At 64.6% G+C, this 25,718-nt stretch carries 22 protein-coding genes; 14 read left to right on the top strand and 8 right to left on the bottom strand.

Annotation, left to right across the window (positions count from 1 at the left end; translation table 11 throughout):
- The first annotated feature begins 76 nt into the window (after window positions 1-76).
- From fhuF to HHA01_RS02435, 8 genes are all read left to right on the top strand, one after another.
- The gene (fhuF, locus tag HHA01_RS02470) at window positions 77-841 is read left to right on the top strand and encodes a siderophore-iron reductase FhuF (protein WP_141317522.1); all 765 of its coding nucleotides are present in this window, start codon (window positions 77-79) and stop codon (window positions 839-841) included.
- On the top strand, window positions 838-1,863 hold the full coding sequence (locus HHA01_RS02465; protein ID WP_141317521.1) for a helix-turn-helix transcriptional regulator: 1,026 nt from the start codon (window positions 838-840) through the stop codon (window positions 1,861-1,863). Before fhuF ends, HHA01_RS02465 begins: the two co-directional genes overlap by 4 nt.
- 132 nt (window positions 1,864-1,995) lie before the next feature.
- Window positions 1,996-4,083, top strand: a complete 2,088-nt coding sequence (locus HHA01_RS02460; RefSeq protein ID WP_141317520.1) for a TonB-dependent siderophore receptor — start codon at window positions 1,996-1,998, stop codon at window positions 4,081-4,083.
- Window positions 4,084-4,446: 363 nt separating this feature from the next.
- Complete coding sequence (locus tag HHA01_RS02455) at window positions 4,447-4,857, top strand: hypothetical protein (protein WP_141317519.1); 411 nt, start codon at window positions 4,447-4,449, stop codon at window positions 4,855-4,857.
- A gap of 199 nt (window positions 4,858-5,056) precedes the next feature.
- On the top strand, window positions 5,057-5,938 hold the full coding sequence (locus tag HHA01_RS02450) for a heme/hemin ABC transporter substrate-binding protein (protein WP_141317518.1): 882 nt from the start codon (window positions 5,057-5,059) through the stop codon (window positions 5,936-5,938).
- Window positions 5,935-6,999 (top strand): FecCD family ABC transporter permease, encoded by a 1,065-nt coding sequence (locus HHA01_RS02445; RefSeq protein WP_141317517.1) that lies wholly within the window; start codon window positions 5,935-5,937, stop codon window positions 6,997-6,999. The genes HHA01_RS02450 and HHA01_RS02445 overlap by 4 nt, the downstream gene beginning before the upstream one ends.
- A gap of 1 nt (window position 7,000) precedes the next feature.
- Window positions 7,001-7,810 carry a heme ABC transporter ATP-binding protein gene (locus HHA01_RS02440; protein WP_141317516.1) on the top strand — a complete coding sequence of 270 codons (810 nt, stop codon included), beginning with the start codon at window positions 7,001-7,003 and terminating at the stop codon, window positions 7,808-7,810.
- A complete protein-coding gene (locus tag HHA01_RS02435) occupies window positions 7,807-8,490 on the top strand; it encodes an O-methyltransferase (RefSeq protein ID WP_141317515.1) in 684 nt (227 codons plus the stop codon). The genes HHA01_RS02440 and HHA01_RS02435 overlap by 4 nt, the downstream gene beginning before the upstream one ends.
- A gap of 189 nt (window positions 8,491-8,679) precedes the next feature.
- On the opposite strand, the gene HHA01_RS14885 is transcribed toward HHA01_RS02435, so the two are convergent.
- Window positions 8,680-8,847, bottom strand: a complete 168-nt coding sequence (locus HHA01_RS14885; RefSeq protein ID WP_246053787.1) for a hypothetical protein — start codon at window positions 8,845-8,847, stop codon at window positions 8,680-8,682.
- Here HHA01_RS14885 and HHA01_RS02430 point away from each other — a divergent pair.
- Together HHA01_RS02430 and HHA01_RS02425 are read left to right on the top strand one after the other, a co-directional pair.
- Complete coding sequence (locus HHA01_RS02430) at window positions 8,846-10,726, top strand: TonB-dependent receptor domain-containing protein (RefSeq protein ID WP_246053786.1); 1,881 nt, start codon at window positions 8,846-8,848, stop codon at window positions 10,724-10,726. The genes HHA01_RS14885 and HHA01_RS02430 overlap by 2 nt on opposite strands.
- A gap of 125 nt (window positions 10,727-10,851) precedes the next feature.
- Window positions 10,852-11,439: a PadR family transcriptional regulator gene (locus HHA01_RS02425; protein WP_141317513.1), complete on the top strand. Its 588-nt coding sequence runs from the start codon at window positions 10,852-10,854 to the stop codon at window positions 11,437-11,439.
- Window positions 11,440-11,443: 4 nt separating this feature from the next.
- Here the strand turns inward: HHA01_RS02425 and HHA01_RS02420 are convergent, their stop codons facing one another.
- Entirely contained in the window at window positions 11,444-13,246 is a 1,803-nt protein-coding gene (locus HHA01_RS02420) for an ABC transporter ATP-binding protein (protein ID WP_141317512.1), read from the bottom strand.
- Between the two features lie 240 nt (window positions 13,247-13,486).
- Window positions 13,487-14,098 (bottom strand): superoxide dismutase, encoded by a 612-nt coding sequence (locus HHA01_RS02415; protein WP_141317511.1) that lies wholly within the window; start codon window positions 14,096-14,098, stop codon window positions 13,487-13,489.
- A 265-nt stretch (window positions 14,099-14,363) separates the two neighbouring features.
- Here HHA01_RS02415 and HHA01_RS02410 point away from each other — a divergent pair, with 265 nt between their 5' ends.
- Genes HHA01_RS02410 through fhuB form a run of 3 tightly spaced genes read left to right on the top strand, consistent with a single transcriptional unit; the run spans window position 14,364 to window position 18,048 of the window.
- Window positions 14,364-15,131 carry an ATP-binding cassette domain-containing protein gene (locus HHA01_RS02410; protein ID WP_141317510.1) on the top strand — a complete coding sequence of 256 codons (768 nt, stop codon included), beginning with the start codon at window positions 14,364-14,366 and terminating at the stop codon, window positions 15,129-15,131.
- 15 nt (window positions 15,132-15,146) lie between these two features.
- Window positions 15,147-16,058, top strand: a complete 912-nt coding sequence (locus HHA01_RS02405) for an ABC transporter substrate-binding protein (protein WP_141317509.1) — start codon at window positions 15,147-15,149, stop codon at window positions 16,056-16,058.
- Window positions 16,048-18,048: a Fe(3+)-hydroxamate ABC transporter permease FhuB gene (gene fhuB / locus HHA01_RS02400; RefSeq protein ID WP_141317508.1), complete on the top strand. Its 2,001-nt coding sequence runs from the start codon at window positions 16,048-16,050 to the stop codon at window positions 18,046-18,048. The genes HHA01_RS02405 and fhuB overlap by 11 nt, the downstream gene beginning before the upstream one ends.
- A gap of 244 nt (window positions 18,049-18,292) precedes the next feature.
- On the opposite strand, the gene HHA01_RS02395 is transcribed toward fhuB, so the two are convergent.
- Window positions 18,293-20,365 (bottom strand): TonB-dependent siderophore receptor, encoded by a 2,073-nt coding sequence (locus HHA01_RS02395; protein WP_141317507.1) that lies wholly within the window; start codon window positions 20,363-20,365, stop codon window positions 18,293-18,295.
- Window positions 20,366-20,628: 263 nt separating this feature from the next.
- Here HHA01_RS02395 and HHA01_RS14730 point away from each other — a divergent pair, with 263 nt between their 5' ends.
- The gene (locus tag HHA01_RS14730; protein ID WP_170214819.1) at window positions 20,629-20,784 is read left to right on the top strand and encodes a hypothetical protein; all 156 of its coding nucleotides are present in this window, start codon (window positions 20,629-20,631) and stop codon (window positions 20,782-20,784) included.
- Window positions 20,785-20,804: 20 nt separating this feature from the next.
- Here the strand turns inward: HHA01_RS14730 and HHA01_RS02390 are convergent, their stop codons facing one another.
- The 4 genes from HHA01_RS02390 to HHA01_RS02375 form a co-directional block, all read right to left on the bottom strand.
- Entirely contained in the window at window positions 20,805-22,514 is a 1,710-nt protein-coding gene (locus HHA01_RS02390) for a multidrug ABC transporter permease/ATP-binding protein (protein WP_281285656.1), read from the bottom strand.
- Window positions 22,515-22,599: 85 nt separating this feature from the next.
- Window positions 22,600-23,757: a metal ABC transporter permease gene (locus tag HHA01_RS02385; protein WP_141317505.1), complete on the bottom strand. Its 1,158-nt coding sequence runs from the start codon at window positions 23,755-23,757 to the stop codon at window positions 22,600-22,602.
- Window positions 23,757-24,902, bottom strand: coding sequence for a metal ABC transporter permease (locus tag HHA01_RS02380; protein ID WP_141317504.1), 1,146 nt, complete (start codon window positions 24,900-24,902; stop codon window positions 23,757-23,759). The genes HHA01_RS02385 and HHA01_RS02380 overlap by 1 nt, the downstream gene beginning before the upstream one ends.
- Window positions 24,902-25,699, bottom strand: a complete 798-nt coding sequence (locus HHA01_RS02375; RefSeq protein ID WP_141317503.1) for a metal ABC transporter ATP-binding protein — start codon at window positions 25,697-25,699, stop codon at window positions 24,902-24,904. Before HHA01_RS02375 ends, HHA01_RS02380 begins: the two co-directional genes overlap by 1 nt.
- Between the last annotated feature and the right edge of the window lie 19 nt (window positions 25,700-25,718).

The raw sequence follows: 25,718 nt of genomic DNA, 5'->3' as shown, positions 1-25,718 counted from the left end.
GGTCCGGCTCGATTTTATTTGATAACAATTCCCATTTTTATTAATATCCGGGTACGCATTCTTCGGATGATCCGCCATGTCTCTCGCGCTGTCATCGCTGTACATCGGTCCCATGGAGCAGTTGACGCCGCCCCGGGTGTCGAACGACCCGATGCCGGATACCATCGCTGCCTCTGAGCTACTGGAACCGGCCAGGCTCGAGGCACTGATGGCAGATTTCAGCGCCCGTTATCCGGGCGGCGACCGAAGGGCCCTGGTGTCGTTGTGGACCAAATGGCACTTTGCCGCCGTGACGTCCACCAGCCTGGCGGCCAACCTGCTGCTCGAACGGGACCTGCCCCTGGGGTTGAATGAGCTGCGCCTGATCCTGGCGCCGGAAGGCCATGTCGCCGGCCTGTGCCTCAAGGATGAAGGCCGCCCGCTGGCCGAACTGGACGGTCCCGGGCGTTTCGCCACCCTGATCGATGATCACCTGACACCGCTCATCGAGGGCCTGGCGGCCTATTCCGGGGCCTCGCCCAAGGTGTTCTGGAGCAACGCCGGCAACTATTTCGAGCACTTCACCCAGGCGGTGCCCATGCACCCCATGGCCTCGGCGAGCACCGCCGAGCCGGCGCAGCAGCTGCTGGCATCGCGCAAGCTGGCCGACGGCCGCCGCAACCCGCTCTATCAGCCGGTTCGTTACGTCAATGCCGCCAATGATGACGGCGATGGCGGCGCCCCCAAGCGGGTCCGCCGGCTGTGCTGCATCCGTTATCTGATCGACGAGATGGGCTATTGCGGCAACTGCCCGCTGGAATGCCGGGAACAGCGCGCCGCCAAGGGGGCGTCAGCACGATGAATGCCAGGGTCAGCCCGGCGCCGACCGGGGAGTCACCGATACGCGCCCATACGCCGCGGGACCTGCAGGTCTATGGGCAACGCTACGGCATCGACTACTCCTTTCCGGAGCTCCAGGCGCTCTCGCGCCCGGTGATGCGGGGGCGCGTGGAAGAGCTGCAACCCGGGCCCGGCATGCAACTGGTGGCCTCGGATATCGAGGTACTGGAGCGCTACGACTCGCGTTCACGCAGCCATGCGCCCCTGACCATCATCGTCATGCTCAAGGGCCAGGCCGAGGTCAGCCTGGGTGGTCAACACCTGACGTTGCGCGCCGGCATGGCGCTCAGTGTGCAGTTGGAGGCGCGTCAGGGGCTATGTGCCATCCAGCCGGCCGGACAGCGCATTCGTGCCGTGACGCTGGGGCTGGATGAGTCGCGCCTGCGCGAGTTGAACCATGGCGCGGCCCTCGAACAGGGCTCGCGCATGCGTGCCTGGCATTTACCGGCCAGCCTGCAGACCACACTGGAAGATGCCATCACCCACCCCATGTCGGGCCCGGCGCAGCGCCTGCAGCTGGAGGGCCTGAGCCTGCAGTTACTGGCCCATGGCCTGCCGGGGGCGACGGGCTCAAAGACCGGCTCGATGGCGGCGCCCGGCGAACGCCAGCGCCTGGAGCGCGTGCGCGAGACCCTGCGTCAGGCCCCGGCCGAGGACCATCGCCTGGCGACCCTCGCCGCCCAGGCCTCGATGAGTCCGGCCAGCCTGCGCCGCAAGTACCGCGCCGCCTTCGGCCAGAGCGTCTTCGACGAGCTGCGCGAGTTCCGCCTGGGCCTGGCACGGCACTACCTGGAACAGGGCTTCAGCGTGCAGCAGGCCGCGCATTTCTGCGGCTACCGTCACGCCAGCAATCTGGCCACGGCGTTCCGGCGCTATTTCGGTTTTTCCCCGCGCAACGTCGCCCCGGGCGGCGGTTGCCCTCGCCCCGAGGCGGCCCGGGGCAACGCGGCAGGGCCGTCGAGTTCCCCCGAATCGGCACGCTGAGCATCCCGCATAGCCACTTGAGCAGCCGGCATACACCGAGCAGCACAGAAAAAGCAATAATTCTCATTACTTGAATAGACGAAACTCATTCGTAATGACATTGCCCATGTCCCGCTCGACAGGATGCCTCGCATGACACGACCCACGCCCCTGGCGCTGGCCATCGCCCTGGCCGCCGCCGCCACCAGCCTGAATGCCCTTGCCCAGCAGGCCGAACGGCTCGACGCCGTGACGGTCACCGGCACGGCTGCCACCAAGACGGAAACGCCCTTCAACGAGACGCCCCAGGCCACCTCGCAGCTCGACCGTGAGGACTGGGAGCAGAAAGGCGCCGAGACGGTACAGCGCGCCCTGGGCTATACCGCCGGCGTCTACGCCAACCAGGTCGGTGGCTCCAACCGCTATGACTATATCGTGCTGCGTGGCTTCTCCGACGGCAGCCTGAGCAACACCTTCCTCGATGGCCTCAAGCTGATGGGCGACGCCAACTCCTACAGCTCGCTGGTCGTCGATCCCTACTTCCTGGACAGCATCGAGGTGGTCAAGGGCCCGGCCTCGGTGCTCTATGGCCGTGCCTCGCCCGGCGGCGTGGTGTCGATGACCAGCAAGCGCCCGGAGTTCGAGCATGGTGGCGAGATCCGTTACACCGCCGGCAACAATAATCAGCGCAGCGCCGCCTTCGATATTACCGGGCCGGTGGACGATGAGCGCCGCCTCGCCTTCCGCCTCACCGGCAAGGCCAGCGCCGCGGATACCCAGTTCGGCCCGGTCGAAGAGAAGCGTTATGCCTTCGCGCCGCAGTTGACCTGGGACATCACCGATGCCACCAGCCTGCGGCTGCACGCTTACCTGCACCAGGACCCGGAAGGCGGCTATCACTCCGGCGTGCCCTATGAGGGCGCCGTGGAGAGCCGCAACGGCCGCAGGATCGACAACAACTTCTTCGATGGCGAGGACGCCTACGACAAGTTCGAACGTACCCAGCGCCTGGTCGGCTATGACTTCGAGCATCGCTTCAACGAGGACTGGACGGCACGCCAGAAGCTGCTCTACCTCAATACCGACGTGACCATGGATCAGGTCTATGGCTTCGGCTGGGCCAGCGATACCGAGCTCAACCGCTACTATTCGGGTGGCGAAGAGTCCATGCAAGCCTGGACGCTGGACAACCAGTTGCAGGCCGAGCTGGCCACGGGCGCGGTCGACCATACCCTGCTGTTGGGTGCCGACTATCAGTACCGCGAAAATGACGTGGTCTGGACCTACGGCAGCTTTCCGCCCCTGGATGCCTTCGATCCCGAATACGGTGCCGGCCCCAGCGACGATATCGTCACCACCAATGACGAAACCCATGAGCTGAGTCAGACCGGGGTCTATGTGCAGGACCAGATGTCACTCGGCAACTGGCACCTGTCGCTGGGTGGTCGCTATGACGTGGTCAACATCGAGAACACCCTGCACCACAACGACACCACCAGCGAGCTCGACGACACCCAGTTCAGCGGCCGCGCCGGGCTGCTCTACGCCTTCAACAATGGCGTATCGCCCTATGTCAGCTACTCCACTTCCTTCACGCCGACCAGCTTCGTCGATGAGCAGGGCAACCTGCTCCCGCCCATGGAAGGCGAACAATGGGAGACCGGCCTCAAGTACCAGCCGCCGGGCACCACGAATCGCTACAGCGTGTCGATGTTCCACATCACCCAGGAAAACGTCGCCACCAAGGAGCAGCCCAACGATCCTTATCGCGCCATCGGCGAGATCGAGTCCCAGGGAATCGAGCTCGAGGCCCACACTCAGCTCACCGACGAGCTCAGCCTGCAGGCCAGCTACAGCTTCACCGACATTACCTACGCCAAGAGCGATGTAGCCGGCGAACAGGGCAACCAGGCCATCTACGCGCCACGCCATCAGGCATCGTTGTGGGGCCACTACCGGGTCGCCGACGGCACCCTGGCCGGCCTCGGCGCCGGGCTCGGCGTACGCTACCGCGCCGACATCCAGGCCGACCGCGCCAACACCGAGCAGGTCCCGGACTACACCCTGCTCGACGCCGGCCTCAGCTACGACTTCACCAACGCCGGCATGGAAGGCGTCATGGCCCGCCTCAATGTCAACAACCTGACCGACAAGGAATACGTCGCCTCCTGCAACTCGCTGCAATACTGCTACTTCGGCGCCGAACGCAGCGTCAAGGCCACCCTCAGTTACGAGTTCTAGAAAAACAAGAAGGAAGAGAGAAGAGTTAAGAAGGAAGAAGAGCGAAACGGAGGAAAGCTCGAAGCTCGAAGCTCGAAGCTCGAAGCTCGAAGCTCGAAGCAAACAGTCTCCTGGCAGAATCAGCGATGATGCCAACAAGGCCCGAGACGCATTTTGCGCTCCGGGCCTTATCTTCCCTCTTCCTTCTTCCCTCTGTCTTCTCCCCCCTCTTCCAGCGGCGCAGCCGCGCTCTTCCAGCTTCAAGCTTCCAGCTTCCGCCCCTCCCACATTGACCCCACCCTCTATCCGGGCTAGGATTCACAAAATCAACTGATAACCATTTTCATTAGCATATCGATCTGTACAGACAGGCTGAGGTTCGCCATGAAAGCCGAGCGTTCACAACTCTTCTATCAATGCACCTTCCTGTACGTGTCCTTTCAGGCCATTTACCAATCGATTGGCGGCGCGGATGACGACACCCAGCCGTGCTGGATGGACACCAGCCTACTCGACATGCTCTCCGGCGAGCTGCACCACGCCCGCCGGCATGCCGCCCATGTGCCGACCGTCATCCAGCCGTTGGATATCGCCATCTACCACTGCAACATGCTGCTGGCCAACTGCCCCGGCGCCATGAACAGCCAGTTCTGCCGCGATCATCTCGACGCCATCATGCAGGCCCTTAAAGCCACCACTGAAGCGCTTTCGGCACCTCACGCCATGGCCTCGCACTCGACACACGGCTGGTCACAGACCGTCACGCGCTGGCTGACGCCCTGGCGGCACCGCTGAGTCGTCTCGCCTGCTTTCTTCATTGCTGCTTTCTTCCCTGTCTTCCCCCTCTCTTCCTCCTGTCTTCCTTTTACCTCTTTTCCCTGCCAGGGATGCAATAATATTAGCAATAGTATTGATATAGATTCGTATTCAATATATCGTACGATAATTCATCTTCGCCTCAATCACCTCTCACTGGACCTCGGGAGCCCTGCGCATGACACCCGCTTCGTTTCACGTTTCCTCGCGCCGCTGGCTTCGCATGTTGTGTCGGATCGGGATGGCGCTGGGAGTCATGGCGTCGCTGAGCCTCCAGGCACAGGCGGCAGAACGCATTGCGGTGCTCAACCCCGGACACGCCAAGATCATCCAGGCGCTCGGCGCGGGTGATCAGCTGGTATTGATGCCCAACGATCCCAGCCTGGAAGGACAACTGCCCAACGTGACGCGCTACCATCGCCTGCCCTCCGCCGAGAGCCTGCTGGCCGAGAAGCCGCAGGCCTTGATCGCGGCGACGCCAGCGCGTCACCAAGAACTGCTGGATCAGGCCAGGCGCCTGGGCATCGAGCCGGTGATGATCGAGCGCACTCTGCCGCCCACCGAGCGTGTGCGACGACTGGCCGAATACGTCGATCGCGTGCCCCAGGGACGTGAGTTGATCAAGCGTATCAAGCAAGGGCATGCCGCGGCCGCCGAGATTTCTCGGGGAGAGCCCAGGGTCAAGGTGCTGCATTTATCCAGCAGCGGTGCCGGCAGCACCGGAACCGTCACGGGTGCCGGGGCGGCGACCTCGGCCGATGCCCTGATCGAGCGCGCCGGTGGCATCAACGTCGGCGCCGAAGCCGGACTGGAGCGGTATCAGAGCCTGAGTGCCGAAGGCGTCATCGCGATGGCACCCGAAGCCATATTGGTATCCGCCAAGGAACTGCCCGCCATCGGCGGTGCAGACGGCATCTGGGAGCAGGTACCCGGACTCGCCCACACTCCCGCCGCCCAGGATAAACGACTGATCGTGCTCGACCATGCGGCCGTCAAGTACGACGGCGCCACCAGCGGCAGCGCCACACGTTCACTCGCCGAGGCCTTGCATACGCCATGAATACCCTGACCTCGTCGTTGAGATCATCGCAGCGCTCACCGCGCCACCGCCTCTATACCAGCATGATGCTGGCCATGCTGGCCGGCCTGGTGGTCAGCGTGCTGAGTGGCGTGGTTCAGGTGCCCCCGCAGGATCTGTTGGCAGCTCTGGTGGCGCCCTTTTTCGCAAGCGCTGCGCCGGCGGCAGACAGCGGTATTGCCCATGCGGTGCTCTGGGAACTGCGCCTGCCGCGCGCCCTGATGGCGCTGTTGATCGGCGCTTCGCTGGCCATGGCTGGCGCCGCCATGCAGGGCCTGTTCGGCAACCCGCTGGCCGATCCCGGTATCGTCGGCGTGAGCAGCGGTGCCTCGCTTGGCGCGGTAATGATCATCGTGCTGCGCATCGATGTACTGGGCGCCTGGACGCTTCCAGTGGGCGCCTTCTGCAGTGGTTTCGTGACCACCTGGCTGATCTATCTACTGGCCCGCCCCTCCCGGTTCGAGGGCGACAACGCTCGCCTGTTGCTGATCGGCATTGCCATCAATTCAGTGGCCGGTGCCATGACCGGCTACTTGACCTACCTGGCCAGCGTCGAACAACTGGAAAGCCTGATGTTCTGGTCCATGGGCTCGCTGGCCAGCATCAGCTGGACCCCGGTACTGACCATTGCGCCCCTGGTGCTCTTCGGCCTGGTGGTACTGCGTCGTCAGGCGGTCCCCCTGGATCTCCTCGCCCTGGGCGAGCGGCAGGCCCGTCACTCCGGTGTCGACGTGACTCGTCTGCGTCGCCGATTGATCGCCCTGACCGCCCTGCTGACCGCGGCGGCAGTGGCCTTCACCGGCACCATCGGCTTCATCGGCCTGGTCGTGCCGCACCTGGTACGCACCCTGGTCGGGCCCGGCCATCGCCACCTGCTGCCCTTGAGCGCCATCGGTGGCGGATTACTGCTGATGATCGCCGATCTCGGCGCACGCAGCCTGGATCCACCCAACGAGATTCCCATCGGCATTCTCACGGCCAGTATCGGCGGTCCCTTCTTCCTGTGGCTGATCGCGCGACGCCAGCCCGGAGGAGGATATTGACATGCTGAGCATCCAGGATGCCTCACTGACGATTGACGGCCGTCGACTGATTGACGCTGTCTCGTTGAATTGTCCTGCCGGCAGCTTGACCGCCCTGATCGGTCCCAATGGCGCCGGCAAGTCGACACTGCTCAGCCTGATGGCCGGTGATCGTCCGCCCAGCGACGGCCAGTTGACCATCAACGAGCGCCCTCTCGAGTCATATAGCGTCCGTGAGCTTGCCGCCTGGCGGGCCGTGATGCCCCAGGACAGCGTGCTGCGCTTCGCCTATCGGGTCGAGGAAGTGGTGCGCATGGGGCGTGCCCTGCGTGACCTGCCCGTCGAGGATGATGAGCGTGCCATCGGTGCGGCCATGCAGGACGTGGAGATCGAATCACTCGCCCAGCGCAACGCCATGACGCTCTCCGGCGGCGAACAGGCACGCACCACCTTCGCGCGCGTGCGTGTTCAGCAGACGCCCATCCTGCTGCTGGATGAGCCCACGGCCGCGCTCGACTTGCGATACCAGGAACGCCTGCTGCAACGCGCCGCCGAGTGGGCGGCCGATGGCCATTGCGTGGTCGCCGTGATGCATGACCTCAACCTGGCCGCCGCCCATGCCGACCGGCTCGCGCTGCTGGATCGAGGCCGACTGGTTGCCCACGGCAGTCCCTGGGAGGTGTTGAGCCGCCACCAACTGGAAGCCGTCTATCGCCAGCCCGTGTGCATCATGCGCCACCCGGATCGCGACTGTCCGGTGGTTGTCACCACCGCCGCGCCGTCCCCGACACCGACTGCCACCCAATCCGACGCAAGGGAGACCGTTACATGACCGACACACTGGATCGCGACGACGTCGTCCGCACGCTCGAGCGTGAGCATGGCGAAGCCCGCGTTCAGGCCGAGGCGCGACGCCAGGCCCGTGAGGCAGACAACACGGCCAACAGCGAGCCGCCCGCAGCACGGCGCACCCAGCGCGATTTTCGCCAGGCCGAGCATTATCAGCATGCCTACCTGGCCATCGGCCCGCCCCAGGGAGCGCTGCTGTACATGCTGGCGCGCGCCGCCGGGGCCCGCCATATCGTCGAATTCGGCTCATCCTTCGGCATCTCGACGCTGTATCTGGCGGCCGCCGCCGAAGACAACGACGGCCGGGTCATCGGCAGCGAGTATTACGCCAACAAGCGCGACCACGCACTGGGTAACCTCGCGGATGCCGGCCTGTCACAGCGTGCCGAGATTCGTCTGGGCGATGCTCGCGAGACACTGGGCGATATCACCGGTCCGGTCGATCTCGTCTTTCTGGATGGCCACAAGCCTCTGTACCTGCCGGTGCTGGAGGGTCTGGTCGATCAGTTGACGCCGGGCGCCTGGGTGGTCGCCGACAATCTCGACCACTTCGACGAGACACCCGGCGACTTCCGCCACGAGATCCTGCGCGACGCACGCTTCACGACGCGCTTGATGCCGATTGGCCGCGGCATGTTCAGCGTGTCCCGCTACTGTGACTGACGCATCCGCATGCCCGTCATACCACGAGCCGGCACCTTGCATAACGCCGGCCGACCAACCAGCCGATCCATCGCCCATCGAGACGATGACGGCACGGCACCGTGACCAGCGATTGACACACACCACGAAGCGCCGGGTGATCTGCCAGCAAGATTGAGCAGACGGCGACTTCCCGCACTTACGGATCGATTAGCGCACCATGAAAAACGTCACTCGCACGATGCCATTATCAGCTCGCCCTGCAGGCCGTATCGCCTGCTTGTCACTGTGCTGCCTGGCCAGCGCGCCGGTACTGGCACAGTCAACGTCCTCCACGTCGAATGCCACGCCGTCATCGGCCACGCAGCTATCGGACATGACCGTTACCTCGGCGTCTGCCTCCGGTTATGCCGTCGACCCGATGAACGCCCCCGCCAGCATCTCGGTGGTCACCGAGGAAGATCTGTCCGGCAAGTCCTATCGCGACATCAGCCAGGCGCTGCAGGATATTCCGGGTGTCTACGTGAACGAGGGCCCCTCCAGCAAAGGCGGCACCGGTGAAATCTCGATTCGCGGCATGGATTCCAAATACACCCTGATCCTGGTGGACGGCATCCCCCAGGGATCACAACAGGCCTATTACAACGGCTATGGCTCGGGCGCCGAGTTTGGCTGGCTGCCGCCGATGTCCGATATCAAGCGCATCGAGGTGATTCGCGGGCCGATGTCGACGCTCTACGGCTCGGATGCCCTGGGTGGCGTCATCAACGTGATCACCAAGCCGGTCAGCGACGAGTGGAGCGGTAACGTCAAGCTGGACACCATGGTTCAACAGGATTCAGCCTCCGGCGACCGCCACAAGTCACAGTTCCGAATCGCCGGTCCGCTGATCGAAGACACCCTCTCGGCTACCGTGACCGGCTCGATTCTCAAGCGCGACGAGGACCAGCGCGAAGGTGGCTACAGCGGGTTCGACCGCCGCGATGTCACGGCCGAGCTGGACTGGGCGCCCAACGAGAACAACCGGGTCAGCGTCGAGGCCGGCCATGCTACCCAGGATACCGACGCCAGCGCCGACATGACCGGCAGCGACCGGAACCTGCAGACCCGGCGCCGCCACCAGACGCTGCGTCATCAGCTCGAGTGGAGCGACAGCGTCACCACGCGCAGCTATGTTCAGCGCGAGGAGCTCAAGCAGAACGACTCGTCCTATCAGTCGACCTACGAGCGCGTGACCGCCAACACTTCCACCGTGATGACGCTGGGCGATCACCTGCTGACCATGGGCGCGCAGTACCGCGAGCAGCAAACCGAGAACCCGGACCGCGGCCTGGGCAGGTCCAACCTGGAGCGCTGGGACATGGCGCTGTTCGCCGAGGATGAGTGGTTCCTGACCGAGCGCTTTGCGTTGACCACCGGCGCCCGCTGGGTCAAGGACGAAAACTACGGCAATGAATTCGTGCCGCGTCTCTACGGTGTTTATACCGCGACACCAAATCTGACCTTCAAGGGCGGAGTCAGTGCGGGCTATCGCACACCGGACCTCAAGGAAGGCGATGACAACTGGATCGAAGGCGGCGGTGGTCCCGGATGTGCCGACTGCCGGGATGTCGGCAACTCCGACCTGCAGCCCGAGAAGAGCACGACCTATGAGCTGGCCGCCCTGTGGCAGGGTGACAGCGGGTTACGGGCCAGTGCCACGCTCTATCAGACCGACTACAAGGACAAGATCGACAAGCCGGTCATCTGCGACACCCGGGAAGGTGTGGATGCCAGCTGCCTGCACCTCGGCGAGGAGTATGCGGCGATCTATCAATACCGCAATGTCAACGAAGCCAGGATCAATGGCGCCGAGTTGACCCTGGACGCCCCGATCACCGACCGACTGGAGGTCTCGGCCAGCTATACCTTCACCGACAGCGAGCAGCTGAGTGGTGAAAATGCCGGCCTGCCACTCAACGACCAGCCACGTCATCGCGCCAGCCTCGGCCTCGACTGGCAGACCACCGAGGCCACGTCGCTGTGGTCCCAGGCACGTTACAAGGGCGATACCGAGCGCGTCGCCGGCCGTGGCGGGCTGAGCGACTCCTACCCCAGCTATACGCTGGTGGACGCCGGGATTCGCCATCAACTCAACGAGCGTGTCTCGTTGTATGGCGGTATCTATAACCTCTTCGACAAGCGGATCGACGACGAGACCTACAACCGGGTACTCGATGGACGTCGCTTCAATGCCGGACTGAATGTCAGCTTCTGAGCGCCCACTACACCGGGAGCGGTAACCTGCCGCTCCCGGCTCATACGCGGGATGGCAAACACCGCGCCCTGCCCTCTACAATATCGCTTCTCGCCCAACGACATTGCGCTGGACAAGACGTTTCGATGCCCGATTCTTTCCCGGACCACGCCGACCCGACGACAGCCCGCCGTCACGCCCCCTCGCTGCCGCTCGGCATGCCAGCGACCCGCAAGCTGTCGGCGGAGGATCTGGGTATCCTGGTGCTGAGCCTGATCGAGGAGGCCGACAGTTACGGCAGCCAGTTGAGCGAGCGCATCGAGCAGCTCTCCAACGGCTTCTATCGCCCCAGCCCCGGCACCCTCTATCCTGCCCTGAAGTCACTCAGCGAGCATGGCCTGCTATGCCAGCAACGCCAGGGGCGTCGCAAGTACTACCGCATCACCCCACCGGGCCGCGACTGGCTGGCGCTTCATCGCCAGGCCGCCGAGCGCGTCAGCTCACGCTTGCAGAATGCCGGACGCAAGCTGACCGCCCTGTACGCCTCGATGAGCGAAGCCCTCGATGATGATGCCCTGGCCCTGCCACTCGCCCAGGAAATGCTGAGCGCCCGCATGGACCTCAAGGCCGCGCTGCACGAGAGTCGCCATGCATCGCCGGACGCCCAACGTCGTGTCCTCCGCCTGCTGCAGGACACGGCCGAGCGGATTCGCGCCGAGGCAGATAGCGGATAGAGCCTCAGGCTAGCGTCGCGTCTGCCTCGCCACTCAGCTCGCCGGTCTGTACCCGCCATTGGGTGGCATAGCGCCCGTCCTTCGCCAGCAGCTCATCGTGGCGACCGCGTTCGACGACGCGGCCGGCCTCGACGACCGCGATTTCGTCGGCATGCACGATGGTCGAAAGCCGATGGGCGATCATGATCACCGTGCGGCCATGACCGATACGCGACAACGAACGCTGGATGGCCGCCTCGGTCTCGTTGTCCACGGCGCTGGTGGCCTCGTCCAGCACCAGGATCGGCGGATCCTTGAGCAAGGCCCGGGCCAGCGACAGCCGCTGGCGTTGACCACCGGAGAGCCTCACACCGCGCTCGCCGACCGGCGTGTCGAGCCCTTGCGGCAACGTCTGGATGAAGCCCCAGGCCTCGGCGGTACGCGCCGCCTCGATCACCTCGTCCTCGTCGGCCTCGGGGCGGCCATAGGCGATGTTGTCGCGCACCGTGCCCTCGAAGAGATAGACATCCTGGCTGACCAGACCGATGGCCTCGCGCAACGAGGCAAGGGTCAGCGTTTCGGTCGGTTGACCGTCGATCAGTACCCGCCCCTCTGCCGGATCCTGGAAACGCAGCAGCAGCTTGATCAGTGTCGACTTGCCCGACCCGGTGGCGCCCACCAGGGCCAGGGTATGGCCGGACGGCACCTCGAGATCGATAGCCTCGACACCGGCTGCAGACTCGGCGTAACGAAACTCCACGCCTTCGAAGCGCACCGCGCCACGCACCGGACGCGCCAGCGCTATGCCACCAGCGTCATGCACCTGGATTGGCGTGGCCAGTAAATCAAGGATACGCCGAGTACTGGCCATGGCCCGCTCGAACAGGTCGATCACCTGGGCCAGACCGGTCAGCGGCCACAGCAATCGCTGGGTCAAAAACACCAGCACACCGTAGGCGCCGACATTGAGATCGCCGCGCAGAGCCATCATGCCGCCCACCGTGAAGGTCGCCAGAAAGCCGGTGAGGATCGCCATGCGGATCACCGGGATAAAGGCCGAGCTGATGCGAATCGCCTGGCGATTGGCCTCCACATAGGCCTCGCTGGTCCGGCGCAGACGCTCGGCCTCGCGCGCCTCGGCGGTGAAGCTCTTGATCGTCGCGATACCCGCCAGGTTATTGGACAGCCGGCTGGCCAGTTCGCCGACGCGCTCGCGCACCTCGGCATACATCGGCCCGGCCTTGCGCTGGAAGAAGAAGGCCCCCCAGATGATCAGCGGAATCGGCATGAAGGCCAGCAGCGCGATCAGCGGCGAGAGCACGAAGAACACCGCCCCTACCGCCACCACGGTGACCCCGACCTGGATCATGGAATTGGCCCCACCATCGAGGAAACGCTCGAGCTGGTTGACGTCGTCGTTCATGATCGCCACCAGGCGCCCCGAGCTCTGCGACTCGAAGAAGCTCATGTCGAGACGCTGCACGTGTTCATAGGCATCCTGGCGCAGTTCGGCCTGCAACCGCTGGGCCAGGTTGCGCCACAGGATCTGGTAGAGATACTCGAACAGCGACTCGCCGGCCCAGATCAGAAAGGTCAGCACGCCGAGCACCAGTATCTGATCGCGGGCCGTGGTGACCCCCAGCCCGGCGACGAAGCTATCCTCCTGATTGACCACCACATCGATGGCCACCCCGATGAGAATCTCCGGGGCAATATCGAACAGCTTGTTGATCACCGAGCAGATCGTGGCGGCAATGATGTGCCTTCGGTGCCCTCGGGCGTAACGCAACAGGCGTCCCAGCGCCTGAAAACTGCTCCTGCTCGACATGCGCGGTTCTCCTTGATGGCATGAGAAGCCTGACGGCATGGTGGCATGTCGTCGCGGCGCCTCGGGGGCGCCCATAAACGTAAAACGCCAGGGCCGGCGAAGAACCGACCCTGGCGAATCCAGTCGCACCGCGCCCGCTACAGGCGCGATTCAAGGGAAACACTGCTTAAATGCCTGCGCATGTAAGTCGCGTCGTTACGCGGTGCTCGGCGATTTATTCAGTATTTCCCAAGCGATGCCTCAGGCAGTGGCGGCCTGGTAGCGGCGCTCAACCTCGTCCCAGTCGACGACGTTGAAGAAGGCCGCGATGTAATCCGGACGCTTGTTCTGGTACTTCAGGTAGTAAGCGTGCTCCCAGACGTCCAGACCCAGCACCGGCGTGTTGCCGTGCATCAGCGGGCTGTCTTGGTTCAGGGTGTTTTCGACCACCAGATTGCCTTTCGGGTCGACACTGAGCCAGGCCCAGCCGCTGCCGAAGCGACCCAGGGCGGCCTTGGTGAAGGCGTCCTTGAAGTCGTCGAAGCCGCCGAGTTCGCTGTTGATGGCTTCCGCGACCTTGCCCTTCGGCTCGCCGCCGCCCTGCGGCGACATCACGGTCCAGAAGAAGGAGTGGTTGGAGTGGCCACCGCCATTGTTGATCACGGGCTGACGCTTGGCATCCGGCACGCGGTCAAGGTTGGCGACCAGTTCGTCCACCGGCACTTCTTCCAGGCCTGTGCCTTCAAGAGCGGCATTCAGGTTGTTGACGTACGTCTGGTGGTGCCGTGAATGGTGGATTTCCATGGTCATGGCATCGATATAGGGTTCCAGAGCATCGTACTGATACGCGAGTTCCGGCAGTGAATGCGGCATGGTAAGCATCCTCCTCATTGATGAATGGTCGCGGGACCGCGACGCTTGGCATACGCGAGTATGTCAAATCAGGTCCCTAGACACTAACGCAAAATGATTATCAATATTTCATAGATTTCTTTCATCGGCTCGATGCGAGCCGGCAAGGCGTATATTGATAACCATTCTTATCTGCTTTACGCTACGCCAGCGCTTGAAAATCGAGTCCGGGCGATCCGGACCCATGGGACTCATCGAGCGCCTTTATAGTGATGTGGAGACGAGCATGTTCGAAGTCAAGGGGGCCACCTTCGAAGTCAGTGGTAAACGGCTTCTCCACCCGACGCATCTGGCGTTTCAGCAGGGCCGGGTGCATGGTTTGATCGGCCACAACGGCTCCGGGAAGTCGACCCTGCTGAAGCTGCTGGCCCAGCAGCAGCCCGCCACTGATGGCGAGGTCCACTTCGATGAGCGCGCCCTGGCAGGCTGGGGCAATCGCGAGTTTGCCCGTCAGGTGGCCTACCTGCCCCAGCATCTGCCCAGTGCCGAAAACCTGACCGGGCGTGAGCTGATCGGCTTCGGGCGTTATCCCTGGCATGGCCTGCTGGGCCGCCACACCCGCGAGGATCAGGAGCAGATCGAGCGCGCCATCGGCCTGACACATACCGAAGCCTTCGCCGACCGCCTGGTCGATACCCTCTCGGGCGGCGAGCGTCAGCGCGTCTGGCTGGCCATGCTGCTGGCCCAGGGCAGCCGCTTCCTGCTGCTGGATGAGCCGCTGGCGGCGCTGGATATCGCCCATCAGGTGGAAGTCCTGGCACTGGTACGCAAGCTGTGTCAGGAACTGGGCCTGGGCGTGATCATCGTGCTGCATGACGTCAATATGGCGGCGCGCTACTGCGATCACCTGGTGGCCCTGCACTCGGGCCAGGTGCTGGCACAGGGCCACCCTAGCGACATGATGAAAGATACCACTCTGGAAGCTATCTATGGCATTCCCATGCGCGTCATGTCACATCCCGGCGGCGATCATCGCGTCGCCGTCGTTCAGTAAGCCACGCCCGGCGCCATGACCCTGCTGACCCGATCCTCGCCCGTTCGTCGCCCTCGCCCGCTTCTGGCCAGGCATGCCTTGCTGTTCGCCCTGGCGATGGCGATGCTGCTGAGCGCGCCGCTGGCCATGGCGGCGTCACCGCGTATCGCCACCCTGGACTGGACTCTGGCCGAGACCCTGCAGGCACTGGGCACGCCGCCCGCCGCCGTGGCCCAGATCGAGGCCTATCACGACTGGGTGGGCAAGCCGCGCCTGCCCGACTCGGTTATCGACCTGGGCCTGCGTACCCAGCCCAACCTCGAACTGCTGGCCGATCTTGACCCGGATCGCATCCTGATCTCGCCGATGTTCGCCAACCTGACACCACGCCTGTCGCGCATCGCCCCGGTGGAAAACTTCTCGCTGTATTCACCGGGCAAGAACACCTGGAAGGAGATGCGCCAGCTGACGCGAGGCGTCGCCGCTGTGGTCAATCGGCCCGGGGCCGCCGAGCAGTTGATCGACACCACCGAAGCACGTATCCGCGAACTACGCCAACAGCTACCCGACAACATTCCCCCACTGCTGGTGGTGCAGTTCATGGATGCCCGCCATGTGCGGGTGTTCGGCGATAACGGCCTCTATCAGGCGGTGATGAAGCGCCTGGGACTGGAGAACGCCTGGCCCGGCGACACCAATGCCTGGGGCTTTTCGCTGGTCGGCCTCGAGGCATTGGCCAACCTCGATGCCCGGCTGGTGGTGGTCAAGCCCTACCCGGCCGGGGTGCGCGCCGCTCTGGAACAAAGCGGCCTGTGGCAGGGCCTGAAACAGCAGAGCCAGGGCGAGCCACTGGTGCTGCCACCGGTATGGAGCTTCGGCGCCCTGCCCTCGGCACAACGCTTTGCCGAGCAACTCACCACTGCCCTGGAGACCGCTGATGCTCGCTAGGCTCGTCAGGCTTGCGCCGCTATTGCGTCTGAGCCCGGGCATTACCTGTGGCCTGCTGTGCCTTGTCTGCCTGGCGCTGGCATCGAGCAACCTGGTCGATGCCGCCGGCCTGCTCGCTGGCCTGCAAGCGCTGTTCGGCGCCCCCGATGCCGGCATGGATGCTCTGGTGCTGCATTTCAGCTGGTGGCCGCGGCTGATGATGTCGCTGCTGGCTGGCGGCGGCCTGGCGCTGGCCGGGGTGCTGATGCAGCAGGTATTGCGCAACCCGCTGGCCGCGCCGACCACCCTGGGCGTGGCCAGCGGTGCCAATCTGGCGCTGATGGCCACCACCCTGATGGCGCCGGGATTGTTGGTCGTCGGGCGGGAGTGGGTGGCCCTGCTGGGCGGCGGCCTGGCAATGGCGCTGGTCTTTGCCCTGGCCTGGCGGCGTGGCTTGGCCCCGGTCGTGGTGGTTCTCGGCGGCCTGGTGGTCAACCTGTATCTCGGCGCGTTGAGTATCGTACTGTTGCTTTTTCACCAGCAGGAGCTCAAGGGCCTGCTGATCTGGGGCGCCGGCTCGCTGGCCCAGAACGACTGGGGCGGCGTGGCCTTCCTGGCGCCGCGTCTCGCCCTGGGGGCGCTGACCGCCTGGCTGCTGTTGCGCCCCATGGCAGTACTCGAACTCGACGATGCCAGTGCCCGCAGCCTCGGGGTGTCCTTGCGCAACCTGCGACTGGCGGGCCTGGGGCTGGCGGTCTTTTTGACCGGCTGCGTGGTCAGCGTGGTCGGCGTCATCGGCTTCATCGGCCTGGCCGCGCCGAATATCGTGCGCCTCGCTGGCGCCCGCCGCCTGGGGCCGCGCCTGCTGTGGTCGACTCTGCTGGGTGCCCTCTTGCTGGCCACCACCGACCAGTTGCTGCAACGCTACAGCGGCCAGGTGTCCGGCCTGGTGCCCACCGGCGCGGTCACCGCGACCCTGGGGGCGCCGCTGCTGATCTGGCTGATCCCGCGCCTCAAGCTGCGTGGCGACCAACCACCCGCCGGTGCCACGGCGCCTGCCGGCCGTCATCACGCGCCCCTGCGTCTGGCCGGCGGGCTGGCGATCGCTCTGGCCAGCGTGACGGTACTCGCCTTGTTGGTCGGCCAGACCGCCGGTGGCTGGTCCTGGCAGTCACCCGCCGACTGGGACGTGCTGCAGTGGCGACTGCCACGCGTGCTGGCCTCGGCCGGCTGTGGCGTGATGCTGGCCCTGGCCGGCACGCTGATCCAGCGCGTCACCGCCAACCCCATGGCCAGTCCCGAGGTGCTGGGCATCAGCGGCGGCAGCGCCATCGCCCTGATCCTGGCGATCTTCCTGCTGCCCTCACCGGATAACCTGACGCTGGTCGGCGTCGGCACCCTGGGTGCCATGGCAAGCCTGGCCGTATTGATCATCTTCAATGGCCGCAGCGGCCTGCTGCCAGAGCGCTTGTTGTTGACCGGCGTGGCCATTACCGCCGCCTTCGATGGTGTACGGGCGACCGTCCTGGCCGGTGGCGATCCGCGTGCCCAACAGGTCATCGCCTGGCTGTCGGGCTCCACCTATTATGTCGATCTGACCAGCGGCCTGGTGGTACTGGGTCTGGCGCTGCTGCTGGCCCTGGCCAGCAGTCCGCTGGCCCGCTGGCTGGATATCCTGCCGCTGGGGGCCGCCACCTCGCGCGCCCTGGGGATCGACCTCAACCGCTCGCGTCTCCTGCTGCTGTTGCTGGTCGCCCTGCTCACCGCCACCGCCACCCTGGTGGTCGGGCCACTGTCCTTCGTCGGCCTGCTCGCGCCTCATCTGGCGCGCCTGCTCGGCTTCTTGCGGGCCGGCATGCACCTGCTCGGCTCGGCCCTCACCGGCGCCCTGCTGATGGTGCTGGCCGACTGGGTCGGCCGCCAGCTGTTATTCCCGCAGGAAATCCCCGCCGGCATCGTCGCCTCGCTGCTCGGCGGCGCCTATTTCATGTGGGGGCTCCGACGGCTCTGAGCCGGCGGACCGTCCGCAGAGAAGGAAGAGGAAAGAGTGAAGAGGGAAGAGGGAAGAAAAAGCGGAAGCTGGTAGCGAGCAGCGAGCAGCATCGGCTCACGATCGACGCTGTTACCAGCAAAAAGGCCCGGGGTGCGTCTCGCACCACCGGGCCTTCTCTTACCTCTTACCTCTTACCTATTCCTTCTTCCCTCTTCGTTCTTACTTCTTCCCTCTCGATTCCTTACCACTTACCCCTCACGCGTTACCACTGGTAGCTCAAGCTACCGATCACACTCCGCGATTCACCGTAGTAGCACCAGAAGTCACAGCTGGCGATGTATTCCTTGTCGGTCAGGTTGTTGACGTTGACCTGGGCGCGCCAGTTGTTGGCGAAGTCGTAGCTGGCCATGGCGTCGACCAGGGTGTGGCTGGAGACGGTGGTGTCGCCGTCGACACTCTCGCCCACATAGCGCACGCCGCCGCCCAGCTTGAGGCCGGCCAGGGCGCCCTGCTGGAAGTCGTAATCGAGCCAGGTGGAGGCCTGGTGGCGTGGGATGAGGGCGGCCCGCGTGTCGTCATCGTTACGCGCATCGGTGTAGGTATACGCCGCCGTGAGCTGCAACTGGTCGGTCAGGTAGCCGACACTCTCGAGCTCGAAGCCAGTGGACGTCTTTTCACCTGCCTGAGCCTGATAGCCGGCAGGCGTGGTGGCGAAGGAGTTGGATTCCTCGATATCGAAGGCCGCGGCGCTGACGTAGCCGTCCCAGGACGCCGGCGCATACTTGACGCCGACTTCCCACTGTTCGCCCTCGATTTCCTCGAAGATGGCTCCGTCCACATTGGTCTGGGCCTGCGGGCTGAAAGATTCGGTATAACTGAGATAGGGGCTGATGCCATTGTCGCCCAGGTACATCACGCCCCCGGAGTAGGAGGTCTGTGACTGGGTCTCATCGACGGTGACATCGAGCTGTTGGTTGGTGTTCTTCACATCGGCGCTGTCGTGGCGCACGCTGCCCAGCAGCACCCAGCGATCATCGATGCGCAGCTGGTCCTGCACATAGAGGCCCAACTGCTGCTTGTCGATCCGGCGACCGAAGAGCTGGCTCTGATCAACCGGTGTAATGGAGGTATCGGGATCGAAGATATCGACGGTATCGTAGGTAAAGTTGTCGAACTCCTGACCGTCCAGGCTCAGGTCCTGATAGTCGACACCGAACAACAGGGTATTTTCCGTGCGCTCGGTGTACCACTTGCCGATCATGCGATTATCGACCGTCAGGTTGTCGATCTCGCCGTCACGCTGCAGATGCCCCCGGTAGGCCGTGCGGCCGTCGCCGGTGGCAAAGTCCATATAGGTACTGCGCAGTTCCATGTCGAGATGGCTGTAGCGCAGGTTCTGCTCAAAGGTCCAGGTATCGCTGAACTGATGGCTGAGCTCATAGCCGACACTGACCTGGGTGCGCTCGTCCTTGTCGTAGTTCGGCGCGCCATAATTGGTCTCGGGATCGACCTTGCCGAAGGGCGTGTCCTGCACCGTGCCGTAGGCCAGCTTGAAGGGATTTTCCGGCACGCCGTCATCCTTCTGCACACTGGCCAGAAAGGTCAGCTGGGTGTCGTCCGAGACATCCCACTCCAGGCTGGGCGCAAAGTAGTAGCGTTCGTTGGAGGTGCCGTTCAGGTCGCCGTCGCGCTCCTTGTAGAGACCGACCAGGCGATAGCGCACATCGCCGCTCTGCGTCACCGGCCCCGAGGTATCAAAGGCCAGTTGGCGGTGATGGCGGTTACCGACCTGAACCTGGACTTCGCCCTGCGCTTCCTCGGTGGGACGCTTGCTGATGGCATTGACCAGCCCCCCGGAGGGCGCCTCGCCATACAGGATCGAGGCCGGGCCCTTGAAGACATCGACGCTTTGCAGGCCATAGGGCTCGGGTGTCCATTCGTAGTAGCCCGGATCGAACAGCCGCAGGCCATTCATGTAGGTCGCCTGGTTAAAGCCGCGCACCTTGAACCAGTTGGTATTGTTATCCGCGCCATAGTGCCCCGATAACACACCGGCGCGATAACGGAAGCTTTCATCCAGGCTCTGGACGTTGCGCTCGTCCAGCTCTTCACGCTGCACCTTGGACACCGAACGCGGCGTTTGGGCCAGCGGCACTGCCACTTTCAGTGCGGTGGCGGTGACCACCACGGTATCGGACTCGACGGCCGCATCCTGCGCCTGGGCCAGGGCCGGCACCCCGACAAGAGCGGCACCGGACAGCGACAGCCCAAGGGCGCGCCGAATGGCCAGCGCCAGCGGCGAACGGGGGCGAAGGGAGGAGCAGGAAGTTGGCATGAAAGGACCTCGAGAATGACAGCGATGAATACGACGGTGCCGGAAAGACATCATCGACACACTAGCGCGGATGATAATCGTTGCCACTCAGATTCACAATCCTGCCAGTCAACGCGCGACCCTCGACCAACAACGGTGCCCGGCATGGGGTTCTGGCCCGAACCGGGTGCCCAACACAGGCTTTCTTGCCAGGCTTGCGCTTCTCACTAGGCGGGATGACGCGCCATACCATGACCCGTGCTGGCACATGACCGGGCATCGCCATGGCTCTAATCGGCCTGCTGGGCGCCGGAGTGCTGGCCCTGGCCGGCATGGTCCTGCTGGTCAGCGACCCGGCCCGGCGAAACGCCCTGCCCTTGCTGGACAGCCCCGGCGTCGAGACGAATGCCGCCGACAGCACCTCGCCGCTGGGGGTCTAGCCTGGCCGCTTGTCAGCCACTCATGGCGTGTCGTCGTCCAGTCGCCCCACGGCGTCCCGGCTGGCCTGCTCGCGCTGCTGGCCGGTCAATTCGGTGAGCCTGCCCTCACGCATCTCCAGCAGGCGGTCAGCATGACCGAAGTAGGCGTCGTCATGGCTGACCGCCAGCACCGTCTTGCCCAGCTCGCGCAATCGAGGCAGCAGAGCCTGGTAGAAGGTTCGGCGGAATTGCGGGTCCTGATCGGCGGCCCACTCGTCGAGCAGCAGGAAGTCGCGTTGCTCGGCGACCGCCAGCAATAGCGCCAGACGCTTGCGCTGCCCCTGGGAGAGCTGGGGATTGGTGACCCGGTCGCCGTCGAACTGCAGTTTGTCCTGCATGCCAAGCCGCTCCAGCCAGTCCTGTACCAGGGCCGGATCGGGCGCGGCACCCTCCTGGCCGACCAGCCGGTCGAAGAGGTGGAAGTCGGTGAACACCGCCGAGAAGCTGCGCCGATAGGCCTCCCACTGCTCCGCCGTCAGCGCCTCGGCATCGAGCAGGATCTCGCCGTCATGGGGTTGATAGAGCCCGGTCAGCAGGCGCGCCAGGGTCGACTTGCCGCTGCCGTTGCCGCCGATCAGAAAGACCTGTTCGCCACGCGTCAGCGTCAGGTCGATGGGGCCGACCTCGAAACCCTCACTCTGCTCGGCGGCAGGATAACGAAAGCGCACGCCGCGCAGCTCCAGCGTCTGCCAGTGATTCAGCGCCTCGCCACTGGTGAAGGCCTGGCGATACTCGGCCAGCTCCAGGCTCTCGAGCTTGTCGAAGGCGACCTGGGCGCCGAGCAGCGTGGGCAGTGCGCCCACGGCCTGGATCAGCGGCGTGCGCAGAAACAGCAGCGTCAGCGAATAGGTCGCCGCCACATTGGTGTTGGCCCAGCCCAGGCCATTGGCCAGGAAGAACACCAGGCCGATGGCGCCGAGCATCATGATGTTCGACCAGTTGACCGCACTCAGGTGGAAGGTATCGGAGCGGATGATGTGATGGCGATACTCCCGCGCATTGCGGGTATAGGTCTCGTCGAACAGGCGGCGTGCCCGGTCGCGATTGAGCGCCAGTTCCTTGCGCCCCTCGATGACCGAGGCATAGTCCTGATAGAGCCGATCCTCGGTGGCCCGCACCCGGCTCAGGTGCTGATAGACCCGCGATACCAGCAACCAGCCGACCACCACCGTCACCGCCACCCAGACCGCCGTGACCGCCAGCATGCCGGGCGACAACCAGGCCAGATAGAGCGCCGAGCCGAGCGTCAGGATGACCCCCTGCACCAGCTCGGGCAGGCGCACGAAGGCCACCGTGATGTGATGAATGTCACTCGACAGGCTGGCCATCAGATTGGCGCTGCCCAGCGCCTCGATACGCTCGATATCGGTGTCGAGAATGCGCTTGATCAGATGCCCGCGCAGCCGATAGACGAAGTGGTGACCCAGGGTGGTCAGCGCCAGCTGCGCCCCCAGGGTGATGGCCAGCAGCAGCACGATCAGCCCGAGGAACTGCGGCAGCACGCTCAGGGGATCACCATGAGCCTCGATCAGGCGGCGGTTGATGAAGGCGATGACACCGATGCCCAGGCCGGCACTCGCCAGGCTGAGCGCCATGACGGCAATGAACGGCCAGCGATAATGGCGAAAGACGACGCGCAAGAGTTCCACGGGCGCTCCTCGACGGGCAAATGGCGGGGCATTGTGGCGCATCAGGCGTGCAAGTCAACGCGCCGGCCGACACAGCTGGCGCGCCACCGAGGTCCGCGAAAGCGCAACGCCCCGGCTTGAGCGGGGCTCAGGTCGCCGTCTTCAGCGACCCCGTGCCATTGCGCGTCGGTTCGAGAATTTCCCGGGCCATGTCGCGACCGGCCTCGGTGAGCACCAGGCTCTGGCCGCGGCATTCCACCAGGCCCTGCTCGCGGCTGCGCGCGACGACCCGGTTGGCCTTGGCGTTGTCCCACAGCAGGTGTTCGCGCAGTGCCTGGGTGACGTTTTCCGCCCACTGCTCCGGGCCGTCCTCGTGGTTGTAGAGGTGCACCGCCAGGGTACGGATTTCGTTGACCCGCCGCTGTCCGCGACGTCGCAGTACCTGGGCGACCATGCCGTAGCGCGGCCCGAGCAGAAAAGCCAGCAGCAGGAAGACCCCGGTCATCACCGCCATCATGCCGCCGATCGAGACATTCCAGAACACCGCCAGCCAGTAGCCCGAGATGCTGGAGGCGATGGACACCAGGGAGCCATGGATGAACATCATCCACAGGCGGTCGGTGAGCAGGTAGCCCGTGGCCGGCGGCACGATGACGAAGGCGACGAACAGCACCGCCCCCACGGCGTCGAAGGCCGCCACCGCGGTGCCGCTGGTCAGCAGCAGAAGCACATAGAACAGCAGGCTCGGGGCCATCCCCAGAGCCTTGGCCAATGCTTCGTCGAAGGTGGCGATCTTGAGCTCCTTGTAGAAGAGCGTCACGAAGGCGCCATTGATCAGCGTCATGGTACCCATCCACACCAGCGCCTGGGGAACGCGATAGTCGCCGAGGGTCAGGGTGTCCAGCCACACGAAGCCGATCTCGCCGAGCAGCACCGTATGGCTGTCGATATGCACATCCCGGGCATAGAGGTTGATCAACAGCACCCCGGCGGAGAACAGCACCGGAAACACCAGGCCGATGGCGGCATCCTTCTTGACCCGCCGGGTGCTGACCAGCAGCTCGGTGAGAAAGACCGTCAGCAAACCCGTGAGGGCCGCGCCGATAATCTGCACGGGGCCACTCTGCTGGTGGGTGATCAGCCAGACGATGACGATGCCGAAGACGATGGAGTGGCCGATGGCGTCGGACAGCATGCTGACGCCGCGCAGCACCAGGAAGGTGCCCACCAGGGTCGAGGCGATGCCAACCAGGGCACCGACCAGCATGATCATCAGGGCGGCATTGTCGAACAGCGCAGCCTGCATCAGCTTTCCCCCCTGCCCAGCGAGTCGAGGATGCGCTCGGCTTCGTCCCGCCCGCGCGGGGTCAGCACCCAGTGCTTGGCACCCCGCGGCTCCTCCGGCGGAGCCGAACGCCATTCGACCAGGCCGCGCTTCAGCAACTGACGCAAGGCCGCTCGCGTGCGATGGCCGTGATAGGTATCGAGCATGCCCTGTTCGGAACGAAAGGTCGGGTCATCATGGTGCAGGGCGAGCCGATAGAGGGTGGTCAGCACCTGTTGATAGCGCAGCCGACGACGTCCCTGCCAGAGGCGAATGCCCTCCCAGACGAAGCCACGCCCGGGCGCCAGCAGTAGCGACACCATCACCACGCTGGAGACACTCAGGATGATCAGCGGGCCCGTGGCCAGACCACGCGAGAGCGCACTCAGCAAGGCGCCGAACACGCCCCCGGCGACGCCGACGACGGCAGCCAGCATCACCATGCTTTCCAGCCGGTGACTCCACTGGCGTGCCGCCACTGCCGGGGCGATGATCATCGCCGCCATCAGCACCACGCCGACCATCTGCAGTCCGACCACCACCGCCAGGGCAATCATAACCGTGAGCAGGACTTCCAGCCACATCACCGGCATGCCAAGCGAAGCGGCAAACTGCGGATCGAATGAGACCAGCTTGAACTCCTTCCAGAACGCGATCACCAGCGCCAGCGCCACCAGGGTGACGCCGCCCATGATCCACAGATCGCTGCGCAGGGTCGCCGCCGCCTGCCCGAAGAGAAAGGCATCCAGCCCGCCCTGGGCGGCATTATTCTGGTTCTGGATGTGCGTCAACAGCACTACGCCCAAGGCGAAGGAGGTGCTCAGGGCGATGCCCAGGGCCGCATCGGTCTTGAGGCGACTGTTGCGTGTCAGCATCAGCATGACCAGCGCCGCCAGGGCGCCAGTGGTCAGGGCACCCAGCAACAGAATGCCCATCTCACGCGATCCGGCGATCATAAAGCCGATGCACACCCCGGGCAGCGCGGCGTGGGACATGGTGTCGCCGAGCAGGCTCTGCTTGCGCAATACCGCAAAGCTGCCCAGCACGCCGCTGATCAGGCCCAGCAAGGCGGCGCCGATGACAACATTCTGGATGGTGTGGTCGGTTATCAGTTCGAGCGGCGACATCAGGCCCCCGCCGTCTTGTCATCGGTGGTGTCAGGCTGCATCAGGGCCGTCTCGTCGAGCAGGGCAATCTGGCCGCCGTAGGCACTGCGCAGGTTGTCGGCGGTATAGACATCCTCGACGCGGCCCTGGGCGATGACGCGCACATTGAGGATCATCAGCCAGTCGAAATAGCTGCGCACCGTCTGCAGGTCATGGTGGACGACGATCACGGTCTTGCCGTCATCCCGCAGGCGCCGCAGGATGTCCACGATGGCGCGCTCGGTGGTGGCATCGACACCGGCCATGGGCTCGTCGAGGAAGTAGACATCGGCCTTCTGCACCAGGGCACGGGCCAGGAAGACGCGCTGCTGCTGGCCCCCGGAGAGCTGGCTGATCTGGCGATCGGCGAAGGCCTGCATGCCGACCATTTCCAGGGCCTGCAGGGCCTCGCGCCGCTCACCGCGCCCCGGGCGCCTGATCCAGCCGAGTCGGCCATAGAGGCCCATGGTCACGACATCGAGGGCAGTGGTCGGAAAGTCCCAGTCAACGCTGGAACGCTGGGGCACATAGCCGACCCGCCGCCGATGTCGCCGATAGGTCCGGCCAAACAGAGTCACATGACCGGCGACCGTCGGCACCAGACCGAGCACACTCTTGATCAGGGTACTCTTGCCGGCACCATTGGGGCCGACGATCGCTGCCATCACGCCGGGCGGCACGTCGAAGTCGATATCCCATAGCACCGGCTTGCTGTGGTAGCTGACGGTCAGATCCTCGACGTGCAGGGCAAGATCCGGTTCATGGAGCGGCGTGGTCATGATCGAAGCGGCCTCTCGG

The sequence above is a fragment of the Halomonas halmophila genome (assembly GCF_006540005.1).
Lineage (GTDB): Bacteria > Pseudomonadota > Gammaproteobacteria > Pseudomonadales > Halomonadaceae > Halomonas > Halomonas halmophila.
This window is presented reverse-complemented; position numbering and strand designations above follow the sequence as displayed.

Bases quoted from the DNA above. Each gene is read 5' to 3' on its own strand.
- fhuF (WP_141317522.1), top strand. From the start codon at position 77: ATGTCTCTCGCGCTGTCATCGCTGTACATCGGTCCCATGGAGCAGTTG.
- HHA01_RS02465 (WP_141317521.1), top strand. From the start codon at position 838: ATGAATGCCAGGGTCAGCCCGGCGCCGACCGGGGAGTCACCGATACGC.
- HHA01_RS02460 (WP_141317520.1), top strand. From the start codon at position 1,996: ATGACACGACCCACGCCCCTGGCGCTGGCCATCGCCCTGGCCGCCGCC.
- HHA01_RS02455 (WP_141317519.1), top strand. From the start codon at position 4,447: ATGAAAGCCGAGCGTTCACAACTCTTCTATCAATGCACCTTCCTGTAC.
- HHA01_RS02450 (WP_141317518.1), top strand. From the start codon at position 5,057: ATGACACCCGCTTCGTTTCACGTTTCCTCGCGCCGCTGGCTTCGCATG.
- HHA01_RS02445 (WP_141317517.1), top strand. From the start codon at position 5,935: ATGAATACCCTGACCTCGTCGTTGAGATCATCGCAGCGCTCACCGCGC.
- HHA01_RS02440 (WP_141317516.1), top strand. From the start codon at position 7,001: ATGCTGAGCATCCAGGATGCCTCACTGACGATTGACGGCCGTCGACTG.
- HHA01_RS02435 (WP_141317515.1), top strand. From the start codon at position 7,807: ATGACCGACACACTGGATCGCGACGACGTCGTCCGCACGCTCGAGCGT.
- HHA01_RS02430 (WP_246053786.1), top strand. From the start codon at position 8,846: ATGACCGTTACCTCGGCGTCTGCCTCCGGTTATGCCGTCGACCCGATG.
- HHA01_RS14885 (WP_246053787.1), bottom strand. From the start codon at position 8,847: ATGTCCGATAGCTGCGTGGCCGATGACGGCGTGGCATTCGACGTGGAG.
- HHA01_RS02425 (WP_141317513.1), top strand. From the start codon at position 10,852: ATGCCCGATTCTTTCCCGGACCACGCCGACCCGACGACAGCCCGCCGT.
- HHA01_RS02420 (WP_141317512.1), bottom strand. From the start codon at position 13,246: ATGTCGAGCAGGAGCAGTTTTCAGGCGCTGGGACGCCTGTTGCGTTAC.
- HHA01_RS02415 (WP_141317511.1), bottom strand. From the start codon at position 14,098: ATGCCGCATTCACTGCCGGAACTCGCGTATCAGTACGATGCTCTGGAA.
- HHA01_RS02410 (WP_141317510.1), top strand. From the start codon at position 14,364: ATGTTCGAAGTCAAGGGGGCCACCTTCGAAGTCAGTGGTAAACGGCTT.
- HHA01_RS02405 (WP_141317509.1), top strand. From the start codon at position 15,147: ATGACCCTGCTGACCCGATCCTCGCCCGTTCGTCGCCCTCGCCCGCTT.
- fhuB (WP_141317508.1), top strand. From the start codon at position 16,048: ATGCTCGCTAGGCTCGTCAGGCTTGCGCCGCTATTGCGTCTGAGCCCG.
- HHA01_RS02395 (WP_141317507.1), bottom strand. From the start codon at position 20,365: ATGCCAACTTCCTGCTCCTCCCTTCGCCCCCGTTCGCCGCTGGCGCTG.
- HHA01_RS14730 (WP_170214819.1), top strand. From the start codon at position 20,629: ATGGCTCTAATCGGCCTGCTGGGCGCCGGAGTGCTGGCCCTGGCCGGC.
- HHA01_RS02390 (WP_281285656.1), bottom strand. From the start codon at position 22,514: ATGCGCCACAATGCCCCGCCATTTGCCCGTCGAGGAGCGCCCGTGGAA.
- HHA01_RS02385 (WP_141317505.1), bottom strand. From the start codon at position 23,757: ATGCAGGCTGCGCTGTTCGACAATGCCGCCCTGATGATCATGCTGGTC.
- HHA01_RS02380 (WP_141317504.1), bottom strand. From the start codon at position 24,902: ATGTCGCCGCTCGAACTGATAACCGACCACACCATCCAGAATGTTGTC.
- HHA01_RS02375 (WP_141317503.1), bottom strand. From the start codon at position 25,699: ATGACCACGCCGCTCCATGAACCGGATCTTGCCCTGCACGTCGAGGAT.